Here is an 18,155-nt window from a genome sequence, read left to right as displayed (position 1 = left end):
TTCATGATTGACCCCAATACGCTTTTGCAAGCGACAGCACCCATTGTCAATCTTCCCTTTGCTCGTAAGCCTGAGCTGGCAGATGATGGATCACGCTCCTATTCTCGAATTTGACATCCAGAATGCACGTTCCATCACCCCTTTCAATCGTAATATTTGAAGTTCTCCAGCAAGGATTTCAGCGGCGTATATACTTTTTCCCGCTTATAATTCCGGCCGAGGTACTTATCATTGGCAGCCAAATGTTCCCGCATGGCTCCCTGGCGCTTTCGGACCATCGACCGCCAGTAATCAGCGCGTGCTGCGGTGCCCAATTGCTCGGAAACCATCAAATTCTTTTTGTATTTCACAATCTCACGCTCGATTCGGCGCTGCTTATCCATCGCTTTGGCGACTTCTGCATTCGTCTCTGAATCAATCTGCGGCTGATTATTCGTATTGACTCCGGGAATGAAGGGAATATGCAAATGCCGGCAATTGACACCCCTATGCCCTCCTGGCGTCCCGTATTCAGCACGCCAATGAGCGTCGTATATAGAACGGTATTCACTGCCAGGTGGAATGTCTGCTGGCTCTCGCAGATCGACTACTTTACCCTGAATTTTAGAGCAAGCCTGACGGGCACCGACGTGACTGGTGACCAGCACCGTATAGATGCCGTATTCGCCCATGCGCTCTTTTCTGACAGCATCATAGGTATTGCCAAGCGTAGACTTTAGAACCGTCCGAGTATAGCGCTCAAGGCTCCAGGTGTGTCCACCTCTATCTGTCAGCACCGTCTGGATTCCTCTTTGTGCCAAGTCCATAACCGATTTCTCGACAGCTTCTTCAAACGTAAACAAGCCAGTATTGAACATGGCGGAGGTTTGATTGAGAACCGTTTGATAAGCCCGCTGAGCCGAGCCCATGCCGTACTGGGTCGTCAGCAAGGTCTGATTCACATAGTTATCAATCTCTGTCCATACCTGACGGTGATAGCCCCGCATAATCATGTCGAGGTTTTCTGGCTGCGGCTTCGTCGGGTAAGGCATCACTTTGTCAATATCATGAATGACGCCGCGTCCCATATCCTGAAACATCTGCAGCAATTCAGGTTCAGCCACCTCGGTCAATTCCGCAATCAATCTCGCCACTTCTTTATTGAACAGCCGCAGTTCACCCATCTTCTGCACTTGCCACTGGGTAATGTCTGAATGGCCATTATTCAGCCGCTTAATGATGATACGGATGATTTCGCCTTCAAGGGCGTTGTACAGATCGGACATGTTGCCGGACCATAAATCTAATTGGGTGGGCGTGATTCTTGGGCGATCCATTTAATCACTCCTCATCACCGAACAAGGACTTTGCCTTTCGCTCACTGATATTCACCGGATCCATATCATTCTGCTCAGACTGGATTTCCTTCAGCCATTCCTCTGCCGTCTCTTTCGGCACCTTGAACACCCGCTGAATAATCTCGGCAGTCGGGATCAGACCGAACATCTTGGCCTGTCCATAAAACTTCAGCAGCGCCGAACGATCTTGGAACACGCCGTCATCAAAATCAACGCCGATATGCTCAAACGTGGGGATTTCTCCATCAAATAGCTTTTTACCGTTCCATGAGATAGCCTTTGCAAGCTCCAGCACCGAGACGATCAAGCCCTTAATGAAATTCTCCACCTCGTAAACGTGGCTGTTCCGGGTCCGGTAGGTCATATCGTTTTCGCTGACAATCTCAGTAGCGGTTTTCATGGATTTCCCATCGAAAGAAAAAGTCCCGACAGAAAGCTTCAGCTCCATTTCTAATGTGCGAAGCGTATTATTGATGGCCGAGATGTATTGCTCTGTCCGAATATCGCTGGTAACATCCTTGACCATTTCTTCGTCCTGCGCCATCTTCATCGCCTTGTAAACGTTTGTGTCCGGGTCGAATACCTGGCGCGGCGGCTTTCCGTCCTCTGTCGGCAGCGTGTTCAACATGAAATCACTGACAAACACGGTACGCTGCCCCATCTTGACCTCCCACCAGAACTGATCGTAAGCGTCGTTAATCTTTCGGAGAGAATCCTTGGCATTATCCGCAATCCCTAAACCTAGAGGGCTGTGTGGATTGATGTTGTTGAAGCCGGCAGGCGTTACATAGTTGAAGATTGGCCGGGTCAAGCCTTTAATCTGTGTCCGTTCTTCCAAGTCTTCGTACAGCTCTTTCAGCGGCACCCGGCTGCCGACTTCTGCCCGGTCATCTGATTTGTACAGCTCATTGGTGATGGTGTAGAGTCCTTCTTCCCAGCCATGAAATTCCAAAAGTGTATAGAAGATTTCCTTACCCTTCTCCATCTTCATCGTGACCGACTTGATCACGCCCTCCGAAATGCCGTTTGGTTTACTTCTGAGGGGATAGAATGCGTTGGCCAGTGCCCAGGAGAATTCAATCTTACCTGTCGTCATATCGACATAAGGCCGAACAGCCAAGCCGCCTGTTGCGAACATTGGCTCTAAATAACGGGAAAGATTCTTGATGAAATCATTGTGTTCAAATACATGACGGATGAAGTCATCAGCTGATTTATAAGTATTTGGCTTTTTCTTTTTTTTATCAGCATCTGATACGACCGTTTTGCACTGCTCGTTGAACACAAGACCCGAAAGCAGATCAGCGCTCAGCTTCATCATGTTGATGCTGACGTAATCACGTTTCCGTATATCTCCTGCAGAGTTGACGTATTCGATTTGCGGATACTTGCCCTTGTAGATGTCGAAACTATTGTCAATCCGTTTTAATTCCGCTGGATCGATATTGATTTTCGGATGATCATTGATGGTTTTCAGTTTTTGCCCGGTCACTGCATATCCTCCCCTCTTGAATAGATTTTTGATGCTTTCGATAATGCCCACTGGCTCACCTCCTAGACTTTCAATCTGAAGTCTCTGGCATTGCTCACACATAGATAAATGAATTGGTCGACGGTATGATCGTCTTCCTTGACGACACGAGGATCATCGGAATCAATCGTTTTCGGGTCCCAGGAGAACTTCTTGTGCTCTTCGATGAAGATTTCATTGCTGTCAGCATGGGGCATCCCGATAGGATATGGATTTTTAAGATAATAAAAACGACCCTGCGCTAAAAGGTCGTGGACGTAATCGATCATATCGACTTTCTTTCCTTTGCTGACGCCGACCAGGTGCTGGCCATAGTCTTTGTAATACTGGTTCTTGATGGCTGCCTCTGCGCTGTCAATAGTTCGTTTTATGATGACCGCCCCCTTCCACATTGCCTGTGTCGCTGTTTTAGTGATGAAATCATTTAAGTCTTTCGACAGCTGGCTCGGCGCTTTCTTCACCGCTTTGCCGGCCGGGCTGTAGTAATAAGTGTTGAGCAGAATCACTTTGCCCTTTGCTGTCAGCCCGTAGCAGCCGAATGTCGTTGCAGAGACGGCATGCCCTCCGTCAATGGAATAAAAGAGGCCGATAACCCTGTCGTCACTCGGCAGCTCGTCTAGCGGCTTGAACAGGTTCATGTTGTAGACGTTCGTTCCAAGTCCGACCGGCTCGCCGAGATAGATATAGCGGTAATAATCAAAATCATTGGTCTTGATCCGATTAATATCCTTCAGCATCTGATCCGTCACAAAGCCAAGCTGATCATCTAAGTAACTCGATTCATGGACCAGGTAATCTTCCTCGCTCTTCATCGTGTCCGCCCATTCATTAATCCAGTGGTAAGGATTGCGAGGTGGGTTATATGACCAAAAGAACTGAACAAATGGGGCAAGTGCATGTTTCTGCCGCATAAACGTAACGTTCGTTTGGTCAAATTCCTCTTCGCTGGCAAACTCTGCAGATTCCTCATACCAGACGGCAATAATGTCCTCAATATCATTCGATTTCAGTTTCTGGAAGTCATCCTGTCCGTAGAAATAAAACGTGCTGCCTGTTTTCTTATGGACGATTTTAAACGGCGACACGGTGGCTTTAAATCGCCCGGACATGCCGAACAGCTTAATGGCCCACTGAATTTTGTTGAAGACGGAATCCCGAATGGTATTGCCTACCTTGCGGATTACGACAACATTCGCTTTTTGGTCCATCGTGATATAGAGAATCATCATGTAGACCAGCTTCAATGCGATGACCGATGATTTAAAAGAGTTCCGGCCGCCTTTCAGGATGTTGTAGGGCTTCCTGGAGCTCCAGACATCCTGAAAGTGCGGATTGACGTTCTTTTGTACATTGAAGACGACTTTCTTTTTCTTTTTAAGCATGGCCGTCACTCCAAGCATCGACGATAACGATTTCTTCTACATCTTCGTTATGATCCTTGCTGATGCGTTCGGCTTCTGCTTTAGCTTTGGCAGTATCAACCTTTATCTTCTCTTCTTGCAAGCGTTTCTTATCGTTATCAGATAAGAGGTCAGTATATTTAGCGAGCATTTCTAACGCTTTCATTTTGTCAGCAAGTTTCACTTTGAACATTCCATCCTTACCTCTTGCAATCTCAGAAATTAGCGTGCCATCAACTTTATCCGAGTGATGCATCGTAAACTTCGTATAGGTATAGGGTACAGTTTCTGTTTTCTCTGATTTCCTAGTACCGTCATCATGGAATTCGGTTGTTTTCTCTGTTACTTCTCCTGTTACCTGAGTGAAGTCAATAAAATCGGTTATATCTGCAAAAGCAATATCTTTATATTTCTGGAGCACATCGTACTTATCGAAATATGCTTCACTCAGTCGCTGTTCTTTCAGCCGTCGAATTTCCGATTTTACTCCATCATTCCCCATCAATCGATAAGCAATAGACTCAGCAGTATTGCGATCTACTTCGTAAGCCTTTTGGTAAGCCTTGGTCGCATTGAAATACTTAATGTAGTAAATGCAAAAAAGCCTCTGCTTGTCGTTTAATTTATCCGACTCCACAAAGACTTCTTTCTTCTTTTTCTCTTTCGGAGTACTCCGTATTTTTGATTGGAGTACTCCATTCGATTCTCCGTTCCATTTATCTTTGGATTTCCATCCGCCGATTGTTTTCTCAGGAACATCTAATTGCTCAGCGATTGCCCGATTAGTAACCTTGCCCTCATGTTGTTTCCAAATCTGAAAAGCTTCATCTCTGCGTGGGTCTCTTTTTCTGGCCATCTACATCAACTCCGCCCCCTAACATTACTCCCATAAATATCATCACTCTCGCGCTATTTGCTTAATCTGACATGTAAATCATTCATCTTTCCTGAATCCCTTCAACCAAAACTGCCTTCAACACCTCTAATTGACCAATCAATTCCGCATCATTGTCTCCAGAGAATCCGAAATCCAATCCACCGTCACGGGTTTTGCCGATGATGATGATCGTTTCGTAATCATCTGCTTTGCTGTTTAAATCAGCAACAGCTTGCTTAACGGAGAATCCGCGTTCCTTGCGTTGTTTGGCATCCACGAAGTTCATTCCATTGCCTCCTTTTTTAAGACATAATAAAAAAGCACCTTCAAAAGGCGCTCCTGGCAATTAATATTTACTTTCACCTGGTTTAAACCAATTGTCTCTTTCGGGCATTTTATTAGCCATATCACTAGCGTTATACCATTCTTCGAAAATAGCGCGACATTCATCATTCTCGCAGATGTATAGAGTTGAGAACCCTCCTGGCTCTGGATCAGTGCCCTCTTGTTTCATATGAGATTGACAGTATTTGCATTCCATAAATTCACCCCCTGCAATCATTCTACTACATAGGGCATTTTATTTTGTGAAAAAACGAGGCTCAATGAGGGATTTGCGTTCTCGAACGCATCCCCTCTCTTTCTCCCCTTCATTTATTAATAATTTGTACGTCAATTGTACGTCAGAACAAATTCATTGTTGAAAATGGACCAATTGTATACAAAGCAACAAACCCAAGTAATGCTCCAAAACGAGAAGCATCTCTACTCCTAAAAATTATATTAGATATAATTGCCGGAAGCCCAATCCATAATATTAGCGGTAGAGCCATCATTGCCACAGTGAAAAAGCCTTCAATAATGCCAGGAACTATCAATTCATTAAAATCAAGGTTCATACCAATTCATCCTCCTTTCCCTATTCTTATAAATTATTACGTTCTTTTAACCTACAAGTTTCATCCTACTTTAACTTTAATTTTCTCACGTGCCCTTTCAATATATTGTTGGACAGTACGCCTTTTTAGACCGATTTCATCTGCTATTTTCCCCATGCTCAACCCGCTGGCTTCATGCAGGATATAGCACTGTCTTTCCCTCAAAGATAATGCTGCAAAGATATCAGCCAGAATAATCTTTTCTTCAGCAGTCATGTAAAGCTGCTTTGGGCCTTCCTCCAATTGCTCGGTAATATCGGGGATAAAATCCATGCTGGCGAATGATTGATGCTGATAGATATTCTTTTTATCAATCCCCTTATAGATACCAGGCTGTCTCCCGGTCTCCATCCATTCCATGGCAAAAGCCATGCTCTCAATCATGCTGTTAATTTGAGTGAGATCCTGCTTATCGTGAAAGTCATTTCTGTTCAATCGGTCACGACGGCGTTCTAAATCCTTTTTTCCAATTTCATATTCATGCAATAATTCATCAGCCCAGATCTTCATGGAGTTGCTCCTCTCGAAATGAAATAAAAAAGAGGACACCAAAACAGCGGTTAAGCTGTAATGATGTCCTCCAGTTTGCTGGTGCGGACTTATTAGATATTATTTAATTCCATTTTCAAATTTTCTAGACCCTCTTCAAAACCTAATATAGAATCAAAAAACGATTCTTTTTCTGTAAAGTAAATATCTGTAGCGTCTTCTGCAACAAACCTTGCCATTAACTTGGTGGAGCTAAGTATAAAGTCTAATAAAGACTTTACTAAAGTAATTCTTAAAAATGGTTTTTCATAAACTTCAGTAAGCTCGATACTTTTTAAATAACTAATTTCTATTTCTAAATGTTCTTGAATTTCAAGAAGAATAGACGTGTCTTTTGAGCTTAAAAAATAATCCTCATTTTCTTCGAAAATTAGTTCCATATCATTCAAAAAAGCGCTCAAACCAGCGCATCGCGTTATAATTTCTTGCATTTTTTTCTTTAAAATTCTTTTTTCTTTTATAATCTCAGAATTTTTTTGATGATCAATTTGTTTTTCAACCGACTTCACTGCGTATTGACCCGCTGTTTTAGCGCCGAAATATGCACCGAAAATAGTACCTAAAACGGTCAAAATTGTTTTCAAGTCGATTATTTCTTTAAAGTTATATTGATATTGATACATATAGAAAATTAAAAGGAACAAACATCCTAAAAGAATCCATGATGACCAAAAATAAAAGTCATGCTTCAATTTCAAAACTCTTCCCCCTCATCAAAATTCACCCGTTTCACTTTCCCTTTGTACGTGACGATGCTGGTCTCCGCATGTACGGGCAGCTCAGCAACTTTCGCCTTGCCATCTGAAATGACGAGAACACAACTTCTAGGTAATTCCATTATATCCAATTCCAGCATACCTGTCTCCGAAATCTTCACTTCTTTCATACGCAAAAAAATGACCCCCACTCTCTCTTTAATGCCCAAAAGGATAGCGAATGCTACCCCTAAGTTAATATGTGATATGCACGACGATCCTCGGCGTCATGCTATAGAATTTCCGTATGTTCATACTGACAACCTGGCTATCATCTTGCCAGATCACTTTATTAAGTCCATCCTTTACACCCTTGATGTAATTATCGACATCCGGCTTTGTGGTTGGGAGCAACAGTCCTTTTTCAATAAGCTCGAGCTTTGGCTTGGTCTGGTATTTCTTCGGAATGGACCGATAAAAGTCAACGTTTAAATGAATTGGCCCTTCAATCAATTCTTTCGGCGCGTGCTGCGCTGCTACCAGTCGGACATAGTGCTTGAAGTTTCTGGATTTTGCTGGATCATAGAGAACCGTTTTGCCGGAAAAAGACTTTCCGGCTCTCGGTCTTCCCTGGGCGACTGGATCTCCCATAATTTCGAATAACAGTTGCATTAACGTTTCACCTTTTCCTGATAAGCTAATTCTTCGTCAATGGTAATCTGGATCCTTAGAAACTCGGCATCGGCTTCTTCCTGCTTTTTCTTACAGGTGGGACCATACCCGTTATCGATGCTCTTTTGAGTCTTCAGTTGCCGATTACATCGTTTGCACTCCATTGCCATCACTCCTTTATGTGCGAAATTTTTTATAGTTTCACACCTCTAAAAACCCTGTCTTTATTATCAAAGTGACACTTATAATATATCTCGCACGCCCGACATTTTAATCTGTCTGAAGGTATATGTTCCGAGCGAATAAACGGTCTATATGCACTTAACCTTCCATCTGTTTTTACATTTAAAATTGCAAATGGATTGCCGATAAATTGTAGGTTATTGCCGCAATCGCAAACAGGTTTTTTATAAGCCATTTTACTTCTCCTTTAATTTAAGGTTCTAAAGTATGGGCGTATTACTCTCTATCCCAACCACCGTCAAGCTGTTCGTCACGCCAATCTAAGTACATTTCCTGTACCTCTTCATCGGTTAAATTGTCCTCTAACTCAATGGTGTCTTCGATATGGCAACCGTTTAATCCAATTGCTACTGAGAAATTAAATTTAGCCATTATATTTTCACTCCTTAAAAGTTCCCCTCAACTGCCAAACATCCGCCATGTCCGATACACCCATACTCCTTCTACAATTCCTAAAGTGATAAATGCAGCTAAAAGGTACGTCATCAGGAATCCACCTCGTTGCCTCTATGGGCCGATACAACAAAATCTCTGAGCTCTGTGTAAGATACCCCCTGCTTTTCTTCCTCCGATGTCCACTGAACAAAAGCAGTACGGAATCCGCAGTGGTATTTCACTGCACGATGGGAAACGAGATGCGAAAGACTTTGCAAAAAAGCTGTTTCATTTTTTACTGGCATTATTTTTCCTCCTTCAATTGTTTTCCATTCGTTCAGGTTTCATTGAACAAGTTAAAAGAAAATATTGACAATGAGACTTTAAATTAAAACGGAAGCGTCGGATCTTCCGTCTCTCGGTAAAATTGATATCCGCAAACATCACCGTATTGAATCGCTTGCCTGGGTATTCTTTGAATTCAACGGTAGAGCTTGAACGCCCGACGTATATTTCTTTGACTGTTAGAACTTTATTTACCGGAATGATGCTCATAGCGTGCTCCAGTTCGGAGGGATATCCATTGTGAGCCAAGAAATAAACTAACCGGCCAGCTGGACTTTCCTCTGACTTGAATCTTTTGTTGAGCTGGTATTCATCGATGCCGCCGATTAATGACATGGGTTTCACGCCGCAACCTCCCCGGCAATATGCATCTGCAACGCCAGTAGCGCCGTTTCTCGTTTCGGATGAATCTCGCCAAGTAAATGAATGAACTTCGCTTCCAGTGCCTCGTCCTTGCATCCTGCTGCCTGCCAGCTTCCGGCTGTAACGACCAACATGTCCAAAATATATGTGCGGTAGTCTTGCGGTGTTTTGTTTAAGATGTATTCCATTGCCCTTCCTCCTAATCTTTCAGTAAGTGATCAAACTTGGATAAACGGTTCTTCGCTACCTCTCGCCGGTAACTGGACGCTTTATTCTCGATTGATTGCGAAATTTCTACGATGCGGTCATAAGAGCGCTTACCAATCTGCCCAGCTAATTCCTTTGGTTCCAAATTAGATGTGGCCATTACCGGTTTATTGCGACGGTAGCGATTGTCGATGATCAGAAAAATGATTTCCTGCACCCATTCGCTCGTCTTCTCTGCGCCGATATCATCGATGATTAACAGGTCGCAGATGTTCAAAGCCTTCAAGATTTTTTCTTCACTTTCCGTATTGCCTTTGCCAAATGTATTTTTAATTTTCTTTAACAGGTCCGGCATCGATACAAAAACCACGACTTTTCCTTCTCTGTGAAGTTGATTGTGGATAGCTGCGGCTAAGTGTGATTTCCCATTGCCGGGGATGCCCCAGAGTAAAATGGATTCAAGTCCGAATTCTTCAAAGTTATTTGCATAGTACCGCGAAATCTTCTCCGCATTTTCAGCGCCGGGACGAGAATCGAAATTTTCGAAATTGGCTTCCTCAAACCGTTTGCCCAAGTCGCTAATGGCGAACAACTCTCGAACTTCGCGTTCACGCTGCGCATTTTTCATCGTCTCAAGTTCGGCTTTCTGGATATCGGCTTCACATTTGCAGATTGGCTGCACCCAACGATTCTTTCCCAAGACTTCGATTTCAAGTGGTGGCACAACTTCTTTGCAATGCGGACATTCCAAGCCTTTAGATTGAGAGTCCGTCATATTCTTCGTCGTGAGGTCCTCCATGATTTTTCGGAGTGGTTCCATTCGAGTTCCCTCGCTTTCGTCTTTCGAATTCTTTGTCTGCAGCAGCGACATCGGCTAAGGTTTTGATTCGCTGGGCACCCCAATCTTTCAGGATCGTGTCAGCAAAATTCATTTTGTTCCGCGCATTTGCTTCCACAGAACGTTTCAATGCCTCATGAACCAACTCCTCAGATGATTCATCAATCATGATAGAAATTCGTTCTGAAATATGTGGGACCAGTGGACCCATGTTTTTTTCGTAGAATCGGAATGCTTTTCCAGCGCTATCATCTACAACAACATCTTTTTCTAGTTCTAGTTCTAAATCTAGTTCTAGTTCTGTTGCGTGATTCGGCGTGACTGTCACGTGACGGTCACGTGACGGGGCAGGGAGTTTCTTTTTTTCGCGTTCTTTTTGCTTACGGATACGGTTCTGTTCACGAATCTTATCGAGCCCGGCAACGTTCTGATGTTTCTCCCAATTCGATATGCTAATAAAATGATTTGAATCTACATCAATCATTCCAAAGTTGCGGAATACCTCTAAAGCCATTCGGACTGTAGATAGCGGACGGTTAAAGATGGTTGCCAGCATTTCATCCGTGTATGGAATATCTTCAGATAAATAAATGTAGCCATTATTGTTTGACCTGCCTGCTTGCGAAAGTAATTTGACCCACACAATAAGAATCGTGTCCGCTTCCGGCATACTTTCTATCAACCGTATTTTTTCATCCTCAAACATTTGTGTGCTTAGCTTGATCCACTTCACTTCGCTCATTGCCAATCCCTCAAATCTTTTTATATTTCTATAATTTTTAAGGGGAGCCCTCACTCCCCTTTTTTAACACTTAGACCAACGACCCTTGTTCGTGCACACTCGGTTTTTTATCCTTTGCAGCATCCGCTGTTTCTTCCACTACTTCTACTTGATCGTCCAGGACTGTGTAGTCTGTTACATCGATAATCTCGCTCATATCACGGCTGATTTCATTTTTGATAGTAGAGTCTGCCTCCACTGTCTTCTGCAGCTCAATCGACTTAGGAGCGTATTTCAGTACTTCTTTCAGGACCGTCTTCTTGGCCATTGCGTCGTAATTGGTTTTCCATGGGCTCGTCCAGCCTTTTTGAACGGCTTGCGAGAACTTGTGAGCGTGGTGATCAATGCGTTCTCTCGTCCAGTAAACGAAATCATAACCACCGTTTTGCAAGTGGTAGACAGCATAATAGCCGATTGGCTCGCCTTGCGGAATGGAAGCAGGTTTATGGACCAAGTCTTTCGTTAAGCCGTATGTGAATTCGAATTCGTCTTCGGCGTATACTTCATGGGCATAAATCGATTTGTACTGCCCACTACGGACTGCTAAGTCAATCAGGCCCTTGTAACCCAACTGGAACTGAACTTGCTTGCCGTAAGGAATTAGGTAAGCCTGACCAAGACCTGTATTCGGTTCAACACCTAGTTGTGCTGACTGCATGATAGCTGCAAGGAAAGAGGTTTGATCACATTCCAGTAATTTCGGTGTGGTACGAACAGCCGTCAGAGCGATCCGAGCAATCCGGTCGGCGTCCATGTGTTTCGGAAGGGCGCGTTGAATTTCTGGGCCCATGCGTTTCAAGAGCGCGTTCAGTGTCTGTTCCGGTGCCGGCGCTTTCTTTTGCACCTGCGTGTTTTTCTGTGCCAATTGGTTTTTGACTGCTTCATTTGTTGCCATGAATGAATTCCTCCTAGTTTTTAATGGATATTGTTGTATTGGAATTAGCCGCCGAGATTTGGCATGATGCAATCCCACTTGTAATTTTCAAATTGAATGACGTCCGATTTGACAAGCTCGCCTTTATGAATCTCGACGTCGTGGTTAAATTCCATGCCTTTCTCGAATACATAAATTTTTTTTTGTCTACTTTAAATTTTTTCGAAAGATGAATGAATGGTTCTGGATCAATGCCCCATGCTTGCTTGAAATCATCAATCACAAGTACAACGATTTCATCATCTTCATAGTCGAGATAGAACTCAATCTCACCATCAACAAACGCCCTTCTTGTGCCATTGACATGCAACCCATGCTTCGATTTAACGGTTATAGAATAATCATTCTCTTCAACTTCGACTTCTTCTTGTTGGGAAAAAAACGCCGACACTCCTCCGAACGCACCTTTTAGAAATGTAACGATTTCTTTTTGCGTACCTCTAACTTTCAAATTACCTTCAGCCCAGTTCGGCATATGTTTTCCTCCTATTTCACGGTGAACCGGCGCGCGGTTGTCGTGTTAATGTATTTTTTGTAAAGATCCGGCTGTTCAGCTTTCAAGCGCTTGGAATCAAGCCGGTTGGTTTCGTAGTTCTTCCAGGTAACCACTCGATTAAGCGTGAAGCCCTTTTCATTCTCGGCCATCAGCGCCTTGATCTGGTTTTCGTATTCCTTCTTTTTGGTTTCGAATTCTTTGATATCTGCAGCTAGCTGATCCATGGCATCCAGCATTTGCTCAACATCACTGCCGAGCTTAATTTCGCTGGTAGGCTCAGCTTCCGGATAAAGAGCTTTCAATAAATCCGTGGAAGCATCAGAGCCATCAAAGGCCGGGGGTACTTCTGCCTGAACGTGATTGACCCAGAAGTCAGTTTCGATATCGATTAAGTACTGAATCAATTCTTCATCCCGTTCAATGCGTTTATGGATGAATTTATTTCCGCCGATCAGTACAGCGATGTGCCAAGCTTGATAACCAGTTACAGCCATATAGTGCTGACACTGCAGCAGATACGATGCCGGAATTTCTTCGTCCTCCCAATCCCCTTTCAGGTATTCAGAAGCTGTCTTGCATTCGAGTCCTTCCTTCTTGCCGACAATCAACCGGTCCACGTTCGCCAGCATGAAATCGTGCTCTGGGTGCCGAAGAATCGCATTACGTTTCCGGACCCTAATGCCGGTTCTAATGGTGAATTCCTGCGCCACGATATCTTCCATGACGTTGCCCCAATAAGCAGCTTCACCAGCTTTATCTTCTTCAGGTGACTGACCTGTTTTGTCCAGGTAAACTCCGATTGGTGATTTCCATTTATTCAAGCCAGCGATGGCAGATACGTCACTGCCACCAATTCCTTTTCTGCGGGCTTCCAGCCAATCTTCACGGCTTAATTCATGAGTCGATACGAGTGATTCTGCACGCATTGCGTTCCCTCCATTTTTTATGCTAAGATAGCTTTAAGATTATTAATTTAGTCGCCCCACGCCACATGGGACGGTGAGTCACTGCCTTTGCAGTGGCTTTTTTTATTGCCATTCAACAAATTCCGGTTCCTTGTATTTGTGCTGGATCATCGTCCAGTCCGCGAACCGGATTCCGTCAGGGCAATACCCTTCTTCTGCCGCCCGGTGCAATTCATCTTCATGGCAGTCATAGCAGCGTTCTTCATATTTCGAAGGTTCAGCAGCAAGAAAAATGCCGCAGTCTTCACAGAATGTTCCTTCCACTTGTCCCACCCCCTCTCACCATTTAACGATGATGACGCCATCGTCCTTTTTGCCATAATTCACGGTATAGCCATGATTCCGCAACAACGTAATGATGAATATCGCTTCCCTCGAATTTCCGAGATTTTCAAAAGAGATGACGCTTGAAGAATTTCCTTCGTTTGCTGAAATCCGCAAAAAGCTCCGGATCTCCATCATTTTTTCGGACTTGTCGAAGGTGTCGAGGTCCGTAGCTGCTTGTCCTTGTGCTTGCATGTGTTCACTTCCTTTCTATAATGGTTGACCGCATATTTTGCATTCGGTACGATCCGGTTGCATGGCGTAATATTCACCTGGAATAAGCGAATAGACTTCTTCTTCAATTGGATGATGGCATTTGCCTAAAAATTCACTGAACCGATGCATATGGCGTTCAGATTGATATTTGCATTTCGGACAAACTAGATGTTCAAAAGCTTCGATACTGCTAAACGAACTAAACACAAAACGTCTTTTGTAATAGACATTTCCTTTTTTAAAATTACATTGGCAATAAACGCATTTTCTTTTCAGCTTCCGAGAAGCCACCAACCTTTTCATATTCTTCACTTCCTTTCTGATGGTTGAATCCCATCAATAAGCCCAGGCATTCTATGGCTAGTAGAGGCGAATACACTTAAGGAGGAGTGATTCATCCTGGGCTTATTGACGGGAGCCAAGGCTCCCAAATAACAGGTATATAATTCTCTTTTGTGGTATAATGAACTAGCTAACATATTTGATTTTCGGCCGACTGACTGGACCTCAGTTCGGTCTATTTTTTTGCGCTTTTTTCGGTTTGTGCAGCATGAGATAAAACAAGAATCCGATGAAGATGATGAAGCAGCAGGACAGATAAATGTGAAGCGGTTCGCCGTATTCGATCATCACTGGACATATCCTTTCGATTTAAGTTCTAAATAATGCCGGCTCCAGGCTTCGTTATAGCTAAGCCCAGCTTCATCGCATAACACAGCCAACGTGTGCTCAAGGGCGGTGATGGCTTCAACGATATGCTCGGCCAGTAAATCCACTTTCGGTCGTTCCCAGTCCGATATGTTCTGAAGCGGTTTAGCGAAGCTGAAATCTTCGAGGGTGCCGAGGACTTCCTTCACTTCTTCGATAGTCTTTTCACGGATCGCCGAGCGATGACCGTCGAAGTTCGGACCATTCAAGCGGATCGGACCGGTTTTGGTGTATTCGTTTCGTAAGGCGATGGCAAACCACGGGTTTTGCTTTTTCTCCATCATTTTCTGTGCAATGTCTGGCGGCAATTTAGCTCTCCCGTTTTCGTAAGCGGAGACAGATTCGCGGGTCACGTTCAGATTCATCGCTACTTGCTGCTGCGTTTCCCCCTCTCTCATTTCCTTCATGACTTGTTTCAGATTCGATTTCACATTAATTCATCCTTTCTCCATTTTTAGTACCGTTTCACCGGCGGGTTTACTTGGGTTTTGCCATCCGTTATGGATGTACGCTTTATACTTAACTTATGGAACGGAAGTATTGGGTATTCTCCTCCACCCAATCAGAGTTTTTACGGATCCATTCAAACAGAAACTCGGTTTCAATCAGCAGCTTCCCTCGGCGAAAGACTCTGAAATCGGGTCGGTCAAAAATCTTTGTGGCGGTTGTCGAACTGACGCGCATAACTTTCATGAACTCCTCACGCGTCAGCATCGGCGGCAACTGTTCAATTCTCCCCTGCAGCTCCAGCTGTTCCGCAATTGCTTTTTGCACTTCTTTGTTTACAACCTCGCTGACGACGTTCCGTAATTCTCCGACGGTTAATGTCACAAGCATGTTTTCGTCCACGGTTTTTCACTCCTCTCTGAGGGCGTCCCTCACGCCCTTTTTCTCTCGTTTTATGTGCGTACTACTCATTGATTGATGCTCTAATTCTTTCCTTTAAATCACTCATATCTCTAAGTTTTTCATAAGATATGTCGGCTTTGGGGTTGTTTAAATGCCCTTGAATAGCTTCAACAATTAGTTTCTTTTCTTTATTAGTTAATTCAAATTCCATTTTCATAACCTCCATTTATGGTTCGACTATTCTACTGCAACGCCAATTAGCTCCCTCTCACATTCATCGCAAAATACAGGATTTGTAGGAAGTCCATAACAGCCACATTCGTAGCCACTACAACAATATTCAGGTTTATAATCTTCGGTCACTTCGATTTCTTTGTGACAAGCATTGCAATTTTCTTCCCTCATCCTCTTCACTCCTGTTCTTTATTGTTCAACTCCTAGATAGCCTTACTTCCTGTTAGCAACTTGTTGATAAAGTAAAACTGGCCTTTGCCTGTCACTTTCGGCGTGTACTTCAAATATGTGCTGCCGTCGCTGGAAGTGTGCAGTCGGGTCGTAACCTCAAACAACTTCATTTCCATTGCTTTCTGCGAAGGCTTATTCCAGTAAGCATTGCTGCTAAGCAAGTAACCCTTCTCTCTTAAAACCTCGAACAATCGATTTTGACCTATATCTAATCCCCTTTGACAAAGGATGGTTGCCAGGTCCTTGATCAACACCGCGTTCTCGCTGACTTGAATGGCTTCTGCGAGGAAGACTTTCTTTTCGTCGGCTTTGACTTTCGCTTCCAATGAAATGATTTTCTGTTGCTGGAAGTCCATTGCTCTTTTAATGACCATTTCGGGACTGTTCCAGAGCTTTTCAATTTGCAGGAAATACTGACGCGCTTCTTTCCCTTTTTCAGAGCGTTGGATCATGGCAATTTCTTTAGCCATGTCGAGTTTGATTTGGTGGTCCATCATTTCGTGTTCTCGGCCATGTGATGTTGTTCTTTTTTGAACGACTTCAACAAAATCAATTTCTTTTTCGAAACCATATTCCGTCATGCGGTTAAACCAAATATCGTATCGAGTACCTACCTCTAAGAATTCATGAAGATCTCGACCGCTTAATGTAATTTCTCCAGTGGCACTTTGCGAAGTTGGAATAAGTTCATTCATTAAAATTCCTCCTTAGTTTTAAATAATTTACAGATGAAGAAATATTCTGATACTTTAAGTTGTTTAATATTTCCTTCCTGAGTCATGGAAGCTCATTAGTTGAGCTTGCCGGGTGGTTATTCGCCACCTTTCTCAGACTGCTGATCGCTTTTCGTTACGCGTTTCGTGTACTTTGTTGTCAAAAAAAATAGTCCACTTGAATTTTAGTGCTCCGGCGATTTTAGCAGCTACTGAAACGCTTGGATCTCTCTCGCCTTGTTCTATCATGGCGTATGTCGTCCGTGCGATGCCAGCTTTTTTAGCTGCTTCCTCTTGAGTAAGTCCAGCTTCTAAACGCTTGGTTTTCAACCATTCTCTCATTCTTACACCTCCTAATTACACGTTTCGTGTACTTCTTATACATAGAATACTACACGTTATGTGACAAGTCAACTATTAATTACGCATTTTGCGTAAACAATTTCATTACACGCTTTGTGTAGGTATAATTTAACTAATTAGGAGGGATTCTATGCTATCCGACCGTCTGAAAAATTTAAGAACCCGTAGAAATATTACTCAATCTGATTTAGCGAAACGGATTGGAGTGGCTAGAACTACATACGCTATGTACGAACAGGGACAACGTGAACCCGATTACGAAACGTTGCAGAGGCTAGCTGACTTTTATGAAGTGAGTGTCGATTATCTTCTAGGCCGTACAGAAACACCGAATGCAACTAATGTTGATGATCAAGCAGATAAGTCTCATTTCATTTCTAAAATTGCTTCAGAATTTCCGGACATTGATTTAATGTTCAAGGACATGGAATCTTTATCTGCAGAGGATATGAAAGAAGTATATGATTATATTAAGTTTAAGAAGAGTCAGAAAAAGGAGGAATGAGATGAGAAAGATATTTATCGTATTTTACATGTTCTTATTGTTGGTTTTAACAGCGTGTACTAATGAAACTGATCAGGTAGTTGAATCAGCTGTAACACAAGAGGAAATGTCTAAAGAAGATGCATTGAAGTACCTTGAAGATATGACTTTTAGACTTGTGGAAGCTACCTTTGAAGAAGACGGATCCTTTGAACAAAAGAGCGTGCTTCATGCAACCACGGCGAAAGTCGAAAGCACAACTGCAGAAATTAAAGAAAAACATGAAACATCTCCCTTGGCAGAAGAAATCATCGAAATCGGATGGAGTGTTGAGTTGGGTGTAGAAAAAGGTTTAGCTGGAGATTTTGGGCTTATGGAGATACATTTGTCGCAAGTTACTGAAGAGGTTAAGGAAATTTCCGCTAAATATCTTGATGAAGAATTGCCGATTTCCATAGGAGTTCTTGAAAATAATAATTAGGTGCAC

Annotated in this window: 33 protein-coding genes; 2 read left to right on the top strand and 31 right to left on the bottom strand. The window is 43.2% G+C overall.

All coding sequences use genetic code 11. From position 1 onward, the window contains the following. Window positions 1-143 precede the first annotated feature (143 nt). The 31 genes from IQ294_RS12320 to IQ294_RS12175 form a co-directional block, all read right to left on the bottom strand. The gene (locus IQ294_RS12320; RefSeq protein ID WP_203334351.1) at window positions 144-1,316 is read right to left on the bottom strand and encodes a phage minor capsid protein; all 1,173 of its coding nucleotides are present in this window, start codon (window positions 1,314-1,316) and stop codon (window positions 144-146) included. A gap of 4 nt (window positions 1,317-1,320) precedes the next feature. Further along, window positions 1,321-2,880: a phage portal protein gene (locus IQ294_RS12315; protein WP_203334350.1), complete on the bottom strand. Its 1,560-nt coding sequence runs from the start codon at window positions 2,878-2,880 to the stop codon at window positions 1,321-1,323. Window positions 2,881-2,891: 11 nt separating this feature from the next. After that, window positions 2,892-4,250, bottom strand: coding sequence for a PBSX family phage terminase large subunit (locus IQ294_RS12310; protein ID WP_203334349.1), 1,359 nt, complete (start codon window positions 4,248-4,250; stop codon window positions 2,892-2,894). Next, complete coding sequence (locus IQ294_RS12305) at window positions 4,243-5,124, bottom strand: terminase small subunit (RefSeq protein ID WP_203334348.1); 882 nt, start codon at window positions 5,122-5,124, stop codon at window positions 4,243-4,245. Before IQ294_RS12305 ends, IQ294_RS12310 begins: the two co-directional genes overlap by 8 nt. Before the next feature lie 82 nt (window positions 5,125-5,206). Then, window positions 5,207-5,431, bottom strand: a complete 225-nt coding sequence (locus IQ294_RS12300) for a hypothetical protein (RefSeq protein ID WP_203334347.1) — start codon at window positions 5,429-5,431, stop codon at window positions 5,207-5,209. Between the two features lie 60 nt (window positions 5,432-5,491). Further along, complete coding sequence (locus IQ294_RS12295; protein WP_203334346.1) at window positions 5,492-5,686, bottom strand: hypothetical protein; 195 nt, start codon at window positions 5,684-5,686, stop codon at window positions 5,492-5,494. A 142-nt stretch (window positions 5,687-5,828) separates the two neighbouring features. After that, complete coding sequence (locus IQ294_RS12290; protein ID WP_203334345.1) at window positions 5,829-6,044, bottom strand: hypothetical protein; 216 nt, start codon at window positions 6,042-6,044, stop codon at window positions 5,829-5,831. 60 nt (window positions 6,045-6,104) lie between these two features. Then, a complete protein-coding gene (locus IQ294_RS12285; RefSeq protein ID WP_203334344.1) occupies window positions 6,105-6,593 on the bottom strand; it encodes a sigma-70 family RNA polymerase sigma factor in 489 nt (162 codons plus the stop codon). 92 nt (window positions 6,594-6,685) lie between these two features. Then, a complete protein-coding gene (locus tag IQ294_RS12280; protein ID WP_203334343.1) occupies window positions 6,686-7,330 on the bottom strand; it encodes a hypothetical protein in 645 nt (214 codons plus the stop codon). After that, complete coding sequence (locus tag IQ294_RS12275; RefSeq protein WP_432419959.1) at window positions 7,327-7,518, bottom strand: XtrA/YqaO family protein; 192 nt, start codon at window positions 7,516-7,518, stop codon at window positions 7,327-7,329. The genes IQ294_RS12280 and IQ294_RS12275 overlap by 4 nt, the downstream gene beginning before the upstream one ends. A 64-nt stretch (window positions 7,519-7,582) precedes the next feature. Beyond that, a complete protein-coding gene (locus IQ294_RS12270) occupies window positions 7,583-7,999 on the bottom strand; it encodes a RusA family crossover junction endodeoxyribonuclease (RefSeq protein ID WP_203334341.1) in 417 nt (138 codons plus the stop codon). Further along, the gene (locus tag IQ294_RS12265) at window positions 7,999-8,163 is read right to left on the bottom strand and encodes a DUF6011 domain-containing protein (protein WP_203334428.1); all 165 of its coding nucleotides are present in this window, start codon (window positions 8,161-8,163) and stop codon (window positions 7,999-8,001) included. Before IQ294_RS12265 ends, IQ294_RS12270 begins: the two co-directional genes overlap by 1 nt. A 295-nt stretch (window positions 8,164-8,458) precedes the next feature. Then, complete coding sequence (locus tag IQ294_RS12260) at window positions 8,459-8,614, bottom strand: DUF7167 family protein (RefSeq protein ID WP_203334340.1); 156 nt, start codon at window positions 8,612-8,614, stop codon at window positions 8,459-8,461. Between the two features lie 113 nt (window positions 8,615-8,727). Then, window positions 8,728-8,922, bottom strand: coding sequence for a hypothetical protein (locus tag IQ294_RS12255; protein WP_203334339.1), 195 nt, complete (start codon window positions 8,920-8,922; stop codon window positions 8,728-8,730). A 13-nt stretch (window positions 8,923-8,935) separates the two neighbouring features. After that, window positions 8,936-9,298, bottom strand: coding sequence for a hypothetical protein (locus tag IQ294_RS12250; protein ID WP_489884382.1), 363 nt, complete (start codon window positions 9,296-9,298; stop codon window positions 8,936-8,938). Window positions 9,299-9,303: 5 nt separating this feature from the next. Then, window positions 9,304-9,513, bottom strand: coding sequence for a hypothetical protein (locus tag IQ294_RS12245; RefSeq protein WP_203334337.1), 210 nt, complete (start codon window positions 9,511-9,513; stop codon window positions 9,304-9,306). An 11-nt stretch (window positions 9,514-9,524) separates the two neighbouring features. After that, window positions 9,525-10,352, bottom strand: a complete 828-nt coding sequence (locus IQ294_RS12240; RefSeq protein WP_238942818.1) for an ATP-binding protein — start codon at window positions 10,350-10,352, stop codon at window positions 9,525-9,527. Further along, complete coding sequence (locus tag IQ294_RS12235; RefSeq protein ID WP_203334336.1) at window positions 10,288-11,112, bottom strand: phage replisome organizer N-terminal domain-containing protein; 825 nt, start codon at window positions 11,110-11,112, stop codon at window positions 10,288-10,290. Before IQ294_RS12235 ends, IQ294_RS12240 begins: the two co-directional genes overlap by 65 nt. 70 nt (window positions 11,113-11,182) lie before the next feature. Beyond that, window positions 11,183-12,046 carry a recombinase RecT gene (locus IQ294_RS12230; protein WP_203334335.1) on the bottom strand — a complete coding sequence of 288 codons (864 nt, stop codon included), beginning with the start codon at window positions 12,044-12,046 and terminating at the stop codon, window positions 11,183-11,185. A 13-nt stretch (window positions 12,047-12,059) separates the two neighbouring features. Next, on the bottom strand, window positions 12,060-12,560 hold the full coding sequence (locus tag IQ294_RS12225; protein WP_238942817.1) for a hypothetical protein: 501 nt from the start codon (window positions 12,558-12,560) through the stop codon (window positions 12,060-12,062). An 11-nt stretch (window positions 12,561-12,571) separates the two neighbouring features. Beyond that, window positions 12,572-13,507 carry a YqaJ viral recombinase family nuclease gene (locus tag IQ294_RS12220; protein ID WP_203334334.1) on the bottom strand — a complete coding sequence of 312 codons (936 nt, stop codon included), beginning with the start codon at window positions 13,505-13,507 and terminating at the stop codon, window positions 12,572-12,574. Between the two features lie 102 nt (window positions 13,508-13,609). Then, the gene (locus IQ294_RS12215) at window positions 13,610-13,810 is read right to left on the bottom strand and encodes a hypothetical protein (protein WP_203334333.1); all 201 of its coding nucleotides are present in this window, start codon (window positions 13,808-13,810) and stop codon (window positions 13,610-13,612) included. A 15-nt stretch (window positions 13,811-13,825) separates the two neighbouring features. Then, complete coding sequence (locus IQ294_RS12210) at window positions 13,826-14,065, bottom strand: hypothetical protein (protein WP_203334332.1); 240 nt, start codon at window positions 14,063-14,065, stop codon at window positions 13,826-13,828. A gap of 15 nt (window positions 14,066-14,080) precedes the next feature. After that, on the bottom strand, window positions 14,081-14,389 hold the full coding sequence (locus tag IQ294_RS12205) for a hypothetical protein (RefSeq protein WP_203334331.1): 309 nt from the start codon (window positions 14,387-14,389) through the stop codon (window positions 14,081-14,083). Window positions 14,390-14,593: 204 nt separating this feature from the next. Next, window positions 14,594-14,719: a hypothetical protein gene (locus tag IQ294_RS16420; RefSeq protein WP_255536288.1), complete on the bottom strand. Its 126-nt coding sequence runs from the start codon at window positions 14,717-14,719 to the stop codon at window positions 14,594-14,596. Continuing rightward, a complete protein-coding gene (locus IQ294_RS12200) occupies window positions 14,716-15,225 on the bottom strand; it encodes a helix-turn-helix transcriptional regulator (RefSeq protein WP_349291355.1) in 510 nt (169 codons plus the stop codon). The genes IQ294_RS16420 and IQ294_RS12200 overlap by 4 nt, the downstream gene beginning before the upstream one ends. An 88-nt stretch (window positions 15,226-15,313) precedes the next feature. Beyond that, window positions 15,314-15,643, bottom strand: coding sequence for a DNA-binding protein (locus IQ294_RS12195; RefSeq protein WP_203334330.1), 330 nt, complete (start codon window positions 15,641-15,643; stop codon window positions 15,314-15,316). Between the two features lie 61 nt (window positions 15,644-15,704). After that, window positions 15,705-15,854: a hypothetical protein gene (locus tag IQ294_RS12190; protein WP_203334329.1), complete on the bottom strand. Its 150-nt coding sequence runs from the start codon at window positions 15,852-15,854 to the stop codon at window positions 15,705-15,707. A 26-nt stretch (window positions 15,855-15,880) separates the two neighbouring features. Beyond that, entirely contained in the window at window positions 15,881-16,048 is a 168-nt protein-coding gene (locus IQ294_RS12185) for a hypothetical protein (protein WP_203334328.1), read from the bottom strand. A gap of 32 nt (window positions 16,049-16,080) precedes the next feature. Continuing rightward, on the bottom strand, window positions 16,081-16,803 hold the full coding sequence (locus tag IQ294_RS12180) for a phage antirepressor KilAC domain-containing protein (protein WP_203334327.1): 723 nt from the start codon (window positions 16,801-16,803) through the stop codon (window positions 16,081-16,083). 132 nt (window positions 16,804-16,935) lie between these two features. After that, window positions 16,936-17,163: a helix-turn-helix transcriptional regulator gene (locus IQ294_RS12175; protein WP_203334326.1), complete on the bottom strand. Its 228-nt coding sequence runs from the start codon at window positions 17,161-17,163 to the stop codon at window positions 16,936-16,938. 151 nt (window positions 17,164-17,314) lie between these two features. Here IQ294_RS12175 and IQ294_RS12170 point away from each other — a divergent pair, with 151 nt between their 5' ends. Together IQ294_RS12170 and IQ294_RS12165 are read left to right on the top strand one after the other, a co-directional pair. Continuing rightward, window positions 17,315-17,689 carry a helix-turn-helix domain-containing protein gene (locus tag IQ294_RS12170; RefSeq protein ID WP_203334325.1) on the top strand — a complete coding sequence of 125 codons (375 nt, stop codon included), beginning with the start codon at window positions 17,315-17,317 and terminating at the stop codon, window positions 17,687-17,689. 1 nt (window position 17,690) lies between these two features. Then, window positions 17,691-18,149: a hypothetical protein gene (locus IQ294_RS12165; protein ID WP_203334324.1), complete on the top strand. Its 459-nt coding sequence runs from the start codon at window positions 17,691-17,693 to the stop codon at window positions 18,147-18,149. Window positions 18,150-18,155: the final 6 nt, after the last annotated feature.

Origin of the sequence: Planococcus beigongshangi (assembly GCF_016820495.1) — a bacterium.
GTDB classification, from domain to species: domain Bacteria; phylum Bacillota; class Bacilli; order Bacillales_A; family Planococcaceae; genus Planococcus; species Planococcus beigongshangi.
The sequence above is the reverse complement of the archived record's forward strand: the minus strand, read 5'-3'. Positions and strand labels throughout refer to the sequence as shown.

What these genes read in the sequence shown, in the direction of transcription:
- IQ294_RS12320 (WP_203334351.1), bottom strand. Translation starts at nt 1,316, where the DNA reads ATGGATCGCCCAAGAATCACGCCCACCCAATTAGATTTATGGTCCGGC.
- IQ294_RS12310 (WP_203334349.1), bottom strand. Translation starts at nt 4,250, where the DNA reads ATGCTTAAAAAGAAAAAGAAAGTCGTCTTCAATGTACAAAAGAACGTC.
- IQ294_RS12305 (WP_203334348.1), bottom strand. Translation starts at nt 5,124, where the DNA reads ATGGCCAGAAAAAGAGACCCACGCAGAGATGAAGCTTTTCAGATTTGG.
- IQ294_RS12300 (WP_203334347.1), bottom strand. Translation starts at nt 5,431, where the DNA reads ATGAACTTCGTGGATGCCAAACAACGCAAGGAACGCGGATTCTCCGTT.
- IQ294_RS12295 (WP_203334346.1), bottom strand. Translation starts at nt 5,686, where the DNA reads ATGGAATGCAAATACTGTCAATCTCATATGAAACAAGAGGGCACTGAT.
- IQ294_RS12290 (WP_203334345.1), bottom strand. Translation starts at nt 6,044, where the DNA reads ATGAACCTTGATTTTAATGAATTGATAGTTCCTGGCATTATTGAAGGC.
- IQ294_RS12285 (WP_203334344.1), bottom strand. Translation starts at nt 6,593, where the DNA reads ATGAAGATCTGGGCTGATGAATTATTGCATGAATATGAAATTGGAAAA.
- IQ294_RS12275 (WP_432419959.1), bottom strand. Translation starts at nt 7,518, where the DNA reads ATGAAAGAAGTGAAGATTTCGGAGACAGGTATGCTGGAATTGGATATA.
- IQ294_RS12270 (WP_203334341.1), bottom strand. Translation starts at nt 7,999, where the DNA reads ATGCAACTGTTATTCGAAATTATGGGAGATCCAGTCGCCCAGGGAAGA.
- IQ294_RS12265 (WP_203334428.1), bottom strand. Translation starts at nt 8,163, where the DNA reads ATGGAGTGCAAACGATGTAATCGGCAACTGAAGACTCAAAAGAGCATC.
- IQ294_RS12260 (WP_203334340.1), bottom strand. Translation starts at nt 8,614, where the DNA reads ATGGCTAAATTTAATTTCTCAGTAGCAATTGGATTAAACGGTTGCCAT.
- IQ294_RS12255 (WP_203334339.1), bottom strand. Translation starts at nt 8,922, where the DNA reads ATGCCAGTAAAAAATGAAACAGCTTTTTTGCAAAGTCTTTCGCATCTC.
- IQ294_RS12250 (WP_489884382.1), bottom strand. Translation starts at nt 9,298, where the DNA reads ATGTCATTAATCGGCGGCATCGATGAATACCAGCTCAACAAAAGATTC.
- IQ294_RS12245 (WP_203334337.1), bottom strand. Translation starts at nt 9,513, where the DNA reads ATGGAATACATCTTAAACAAAACACCGCAAGACTACCGCACATATATT.
- IQ294_RS12240 (WP_238942818.1), bottom strand. Translation starts at nt 10,352, where the DNA reads ATGGAACCACTCCGAAAAATCATGGAGGACCTCACGACGAAGAATATG.
- IQ294_RS12235 (WP_203334336.1), bottom strand. Translation starts at nt 11,112, where the DNA reads ATGAGCGAAGTGAAGTGGATCAAGCTAAGCACACAAATGTTTGAGGAT.
- IQ294_RS12230 (WP_203334335.1), bottom strand. Translation starts at nt 12,046, where the DNA reads ATGGCAACAAATGAAGCAGTCAAAAACCAATTGGCACAGAAAAACACG.
- IQ294_RS12225 (WP_238942817.1), bottom strand. Translation starts at nt 12,560, where the DNA reads ATGCCGAACTGGGCTGAAGGTAATTTGAAAGTTAGAGGTACGCAAAAA.
- IQ294_RS12220 (WP_203334334.1), bottom strand. Translation starts at nt 13,507, where the DNA reads ATGCGTGCAGAATCACTCGTATCGACTCATGAATTAAGCCGTGAAGAT.
- IQ294_RS12210 (WP_203334332.1), bottom strand. Translation starts at nt 14,065, where the DNA reads ATGCAAGCACAAGGACAAGCAGCTACGGACCTCGACACCTTCGACAAG.
- IQ294_RS12205 (WP_203334331.1), bottom strand. Translation starts at nt 14,389, where the DNA reads ATGAAAAGGTTGGTGGCTTCTCGGAAGCTGAAAAGAAAATGCGTTTAT.
- IQ294_RS12190 (WP_203334329.1), bottom strand. Translation starts at nt 15,854, where the DNA reads ATGGAATTTGAATTAACTAATAAAGAAAAGAAACTAATTGTTGAAGCT.
- IQ294_RS12185 (WP_203334328.1), bottom strand. Translation starts at nt 16,048, where the DNA reads ATGAGGGAAGAAAATTGCAATGCTTGTCACAAAGAAATCGAAGTGACC.
- IQ294_RS12180 (WP_203334327.1), bottom strand. Translation starts at nt 16,803, where the DNA reads ATGAATGAACTTATTCCAACTTCGCAAAGTGCCACTGGAGAAATTACA.
- IQ294_RS12175 (WP_203334326.1), bottom strand. Translation starts at nt 17,163, where the DNA reads ATGAGAGAATGGTTGAAAACCAAGCGTTTAGAAGCTGGACTTACTCAA.
- IQ294_RS12170 (WP_203334325.1), top strand. Translation starts at nt 17,315, where the DNA reads ATGCTATCCGACCGTCTGAAAAATTTAAGAACCCGTAGAAATATTACT.
- IQ294_RS12165 (WP_203334324.1), top strand. Translation starts at nt 17,691, where the DNA reads ATGAGAAAGATATTTATCGTATTTTACATGTTCTTATTGTTGGTTTTA.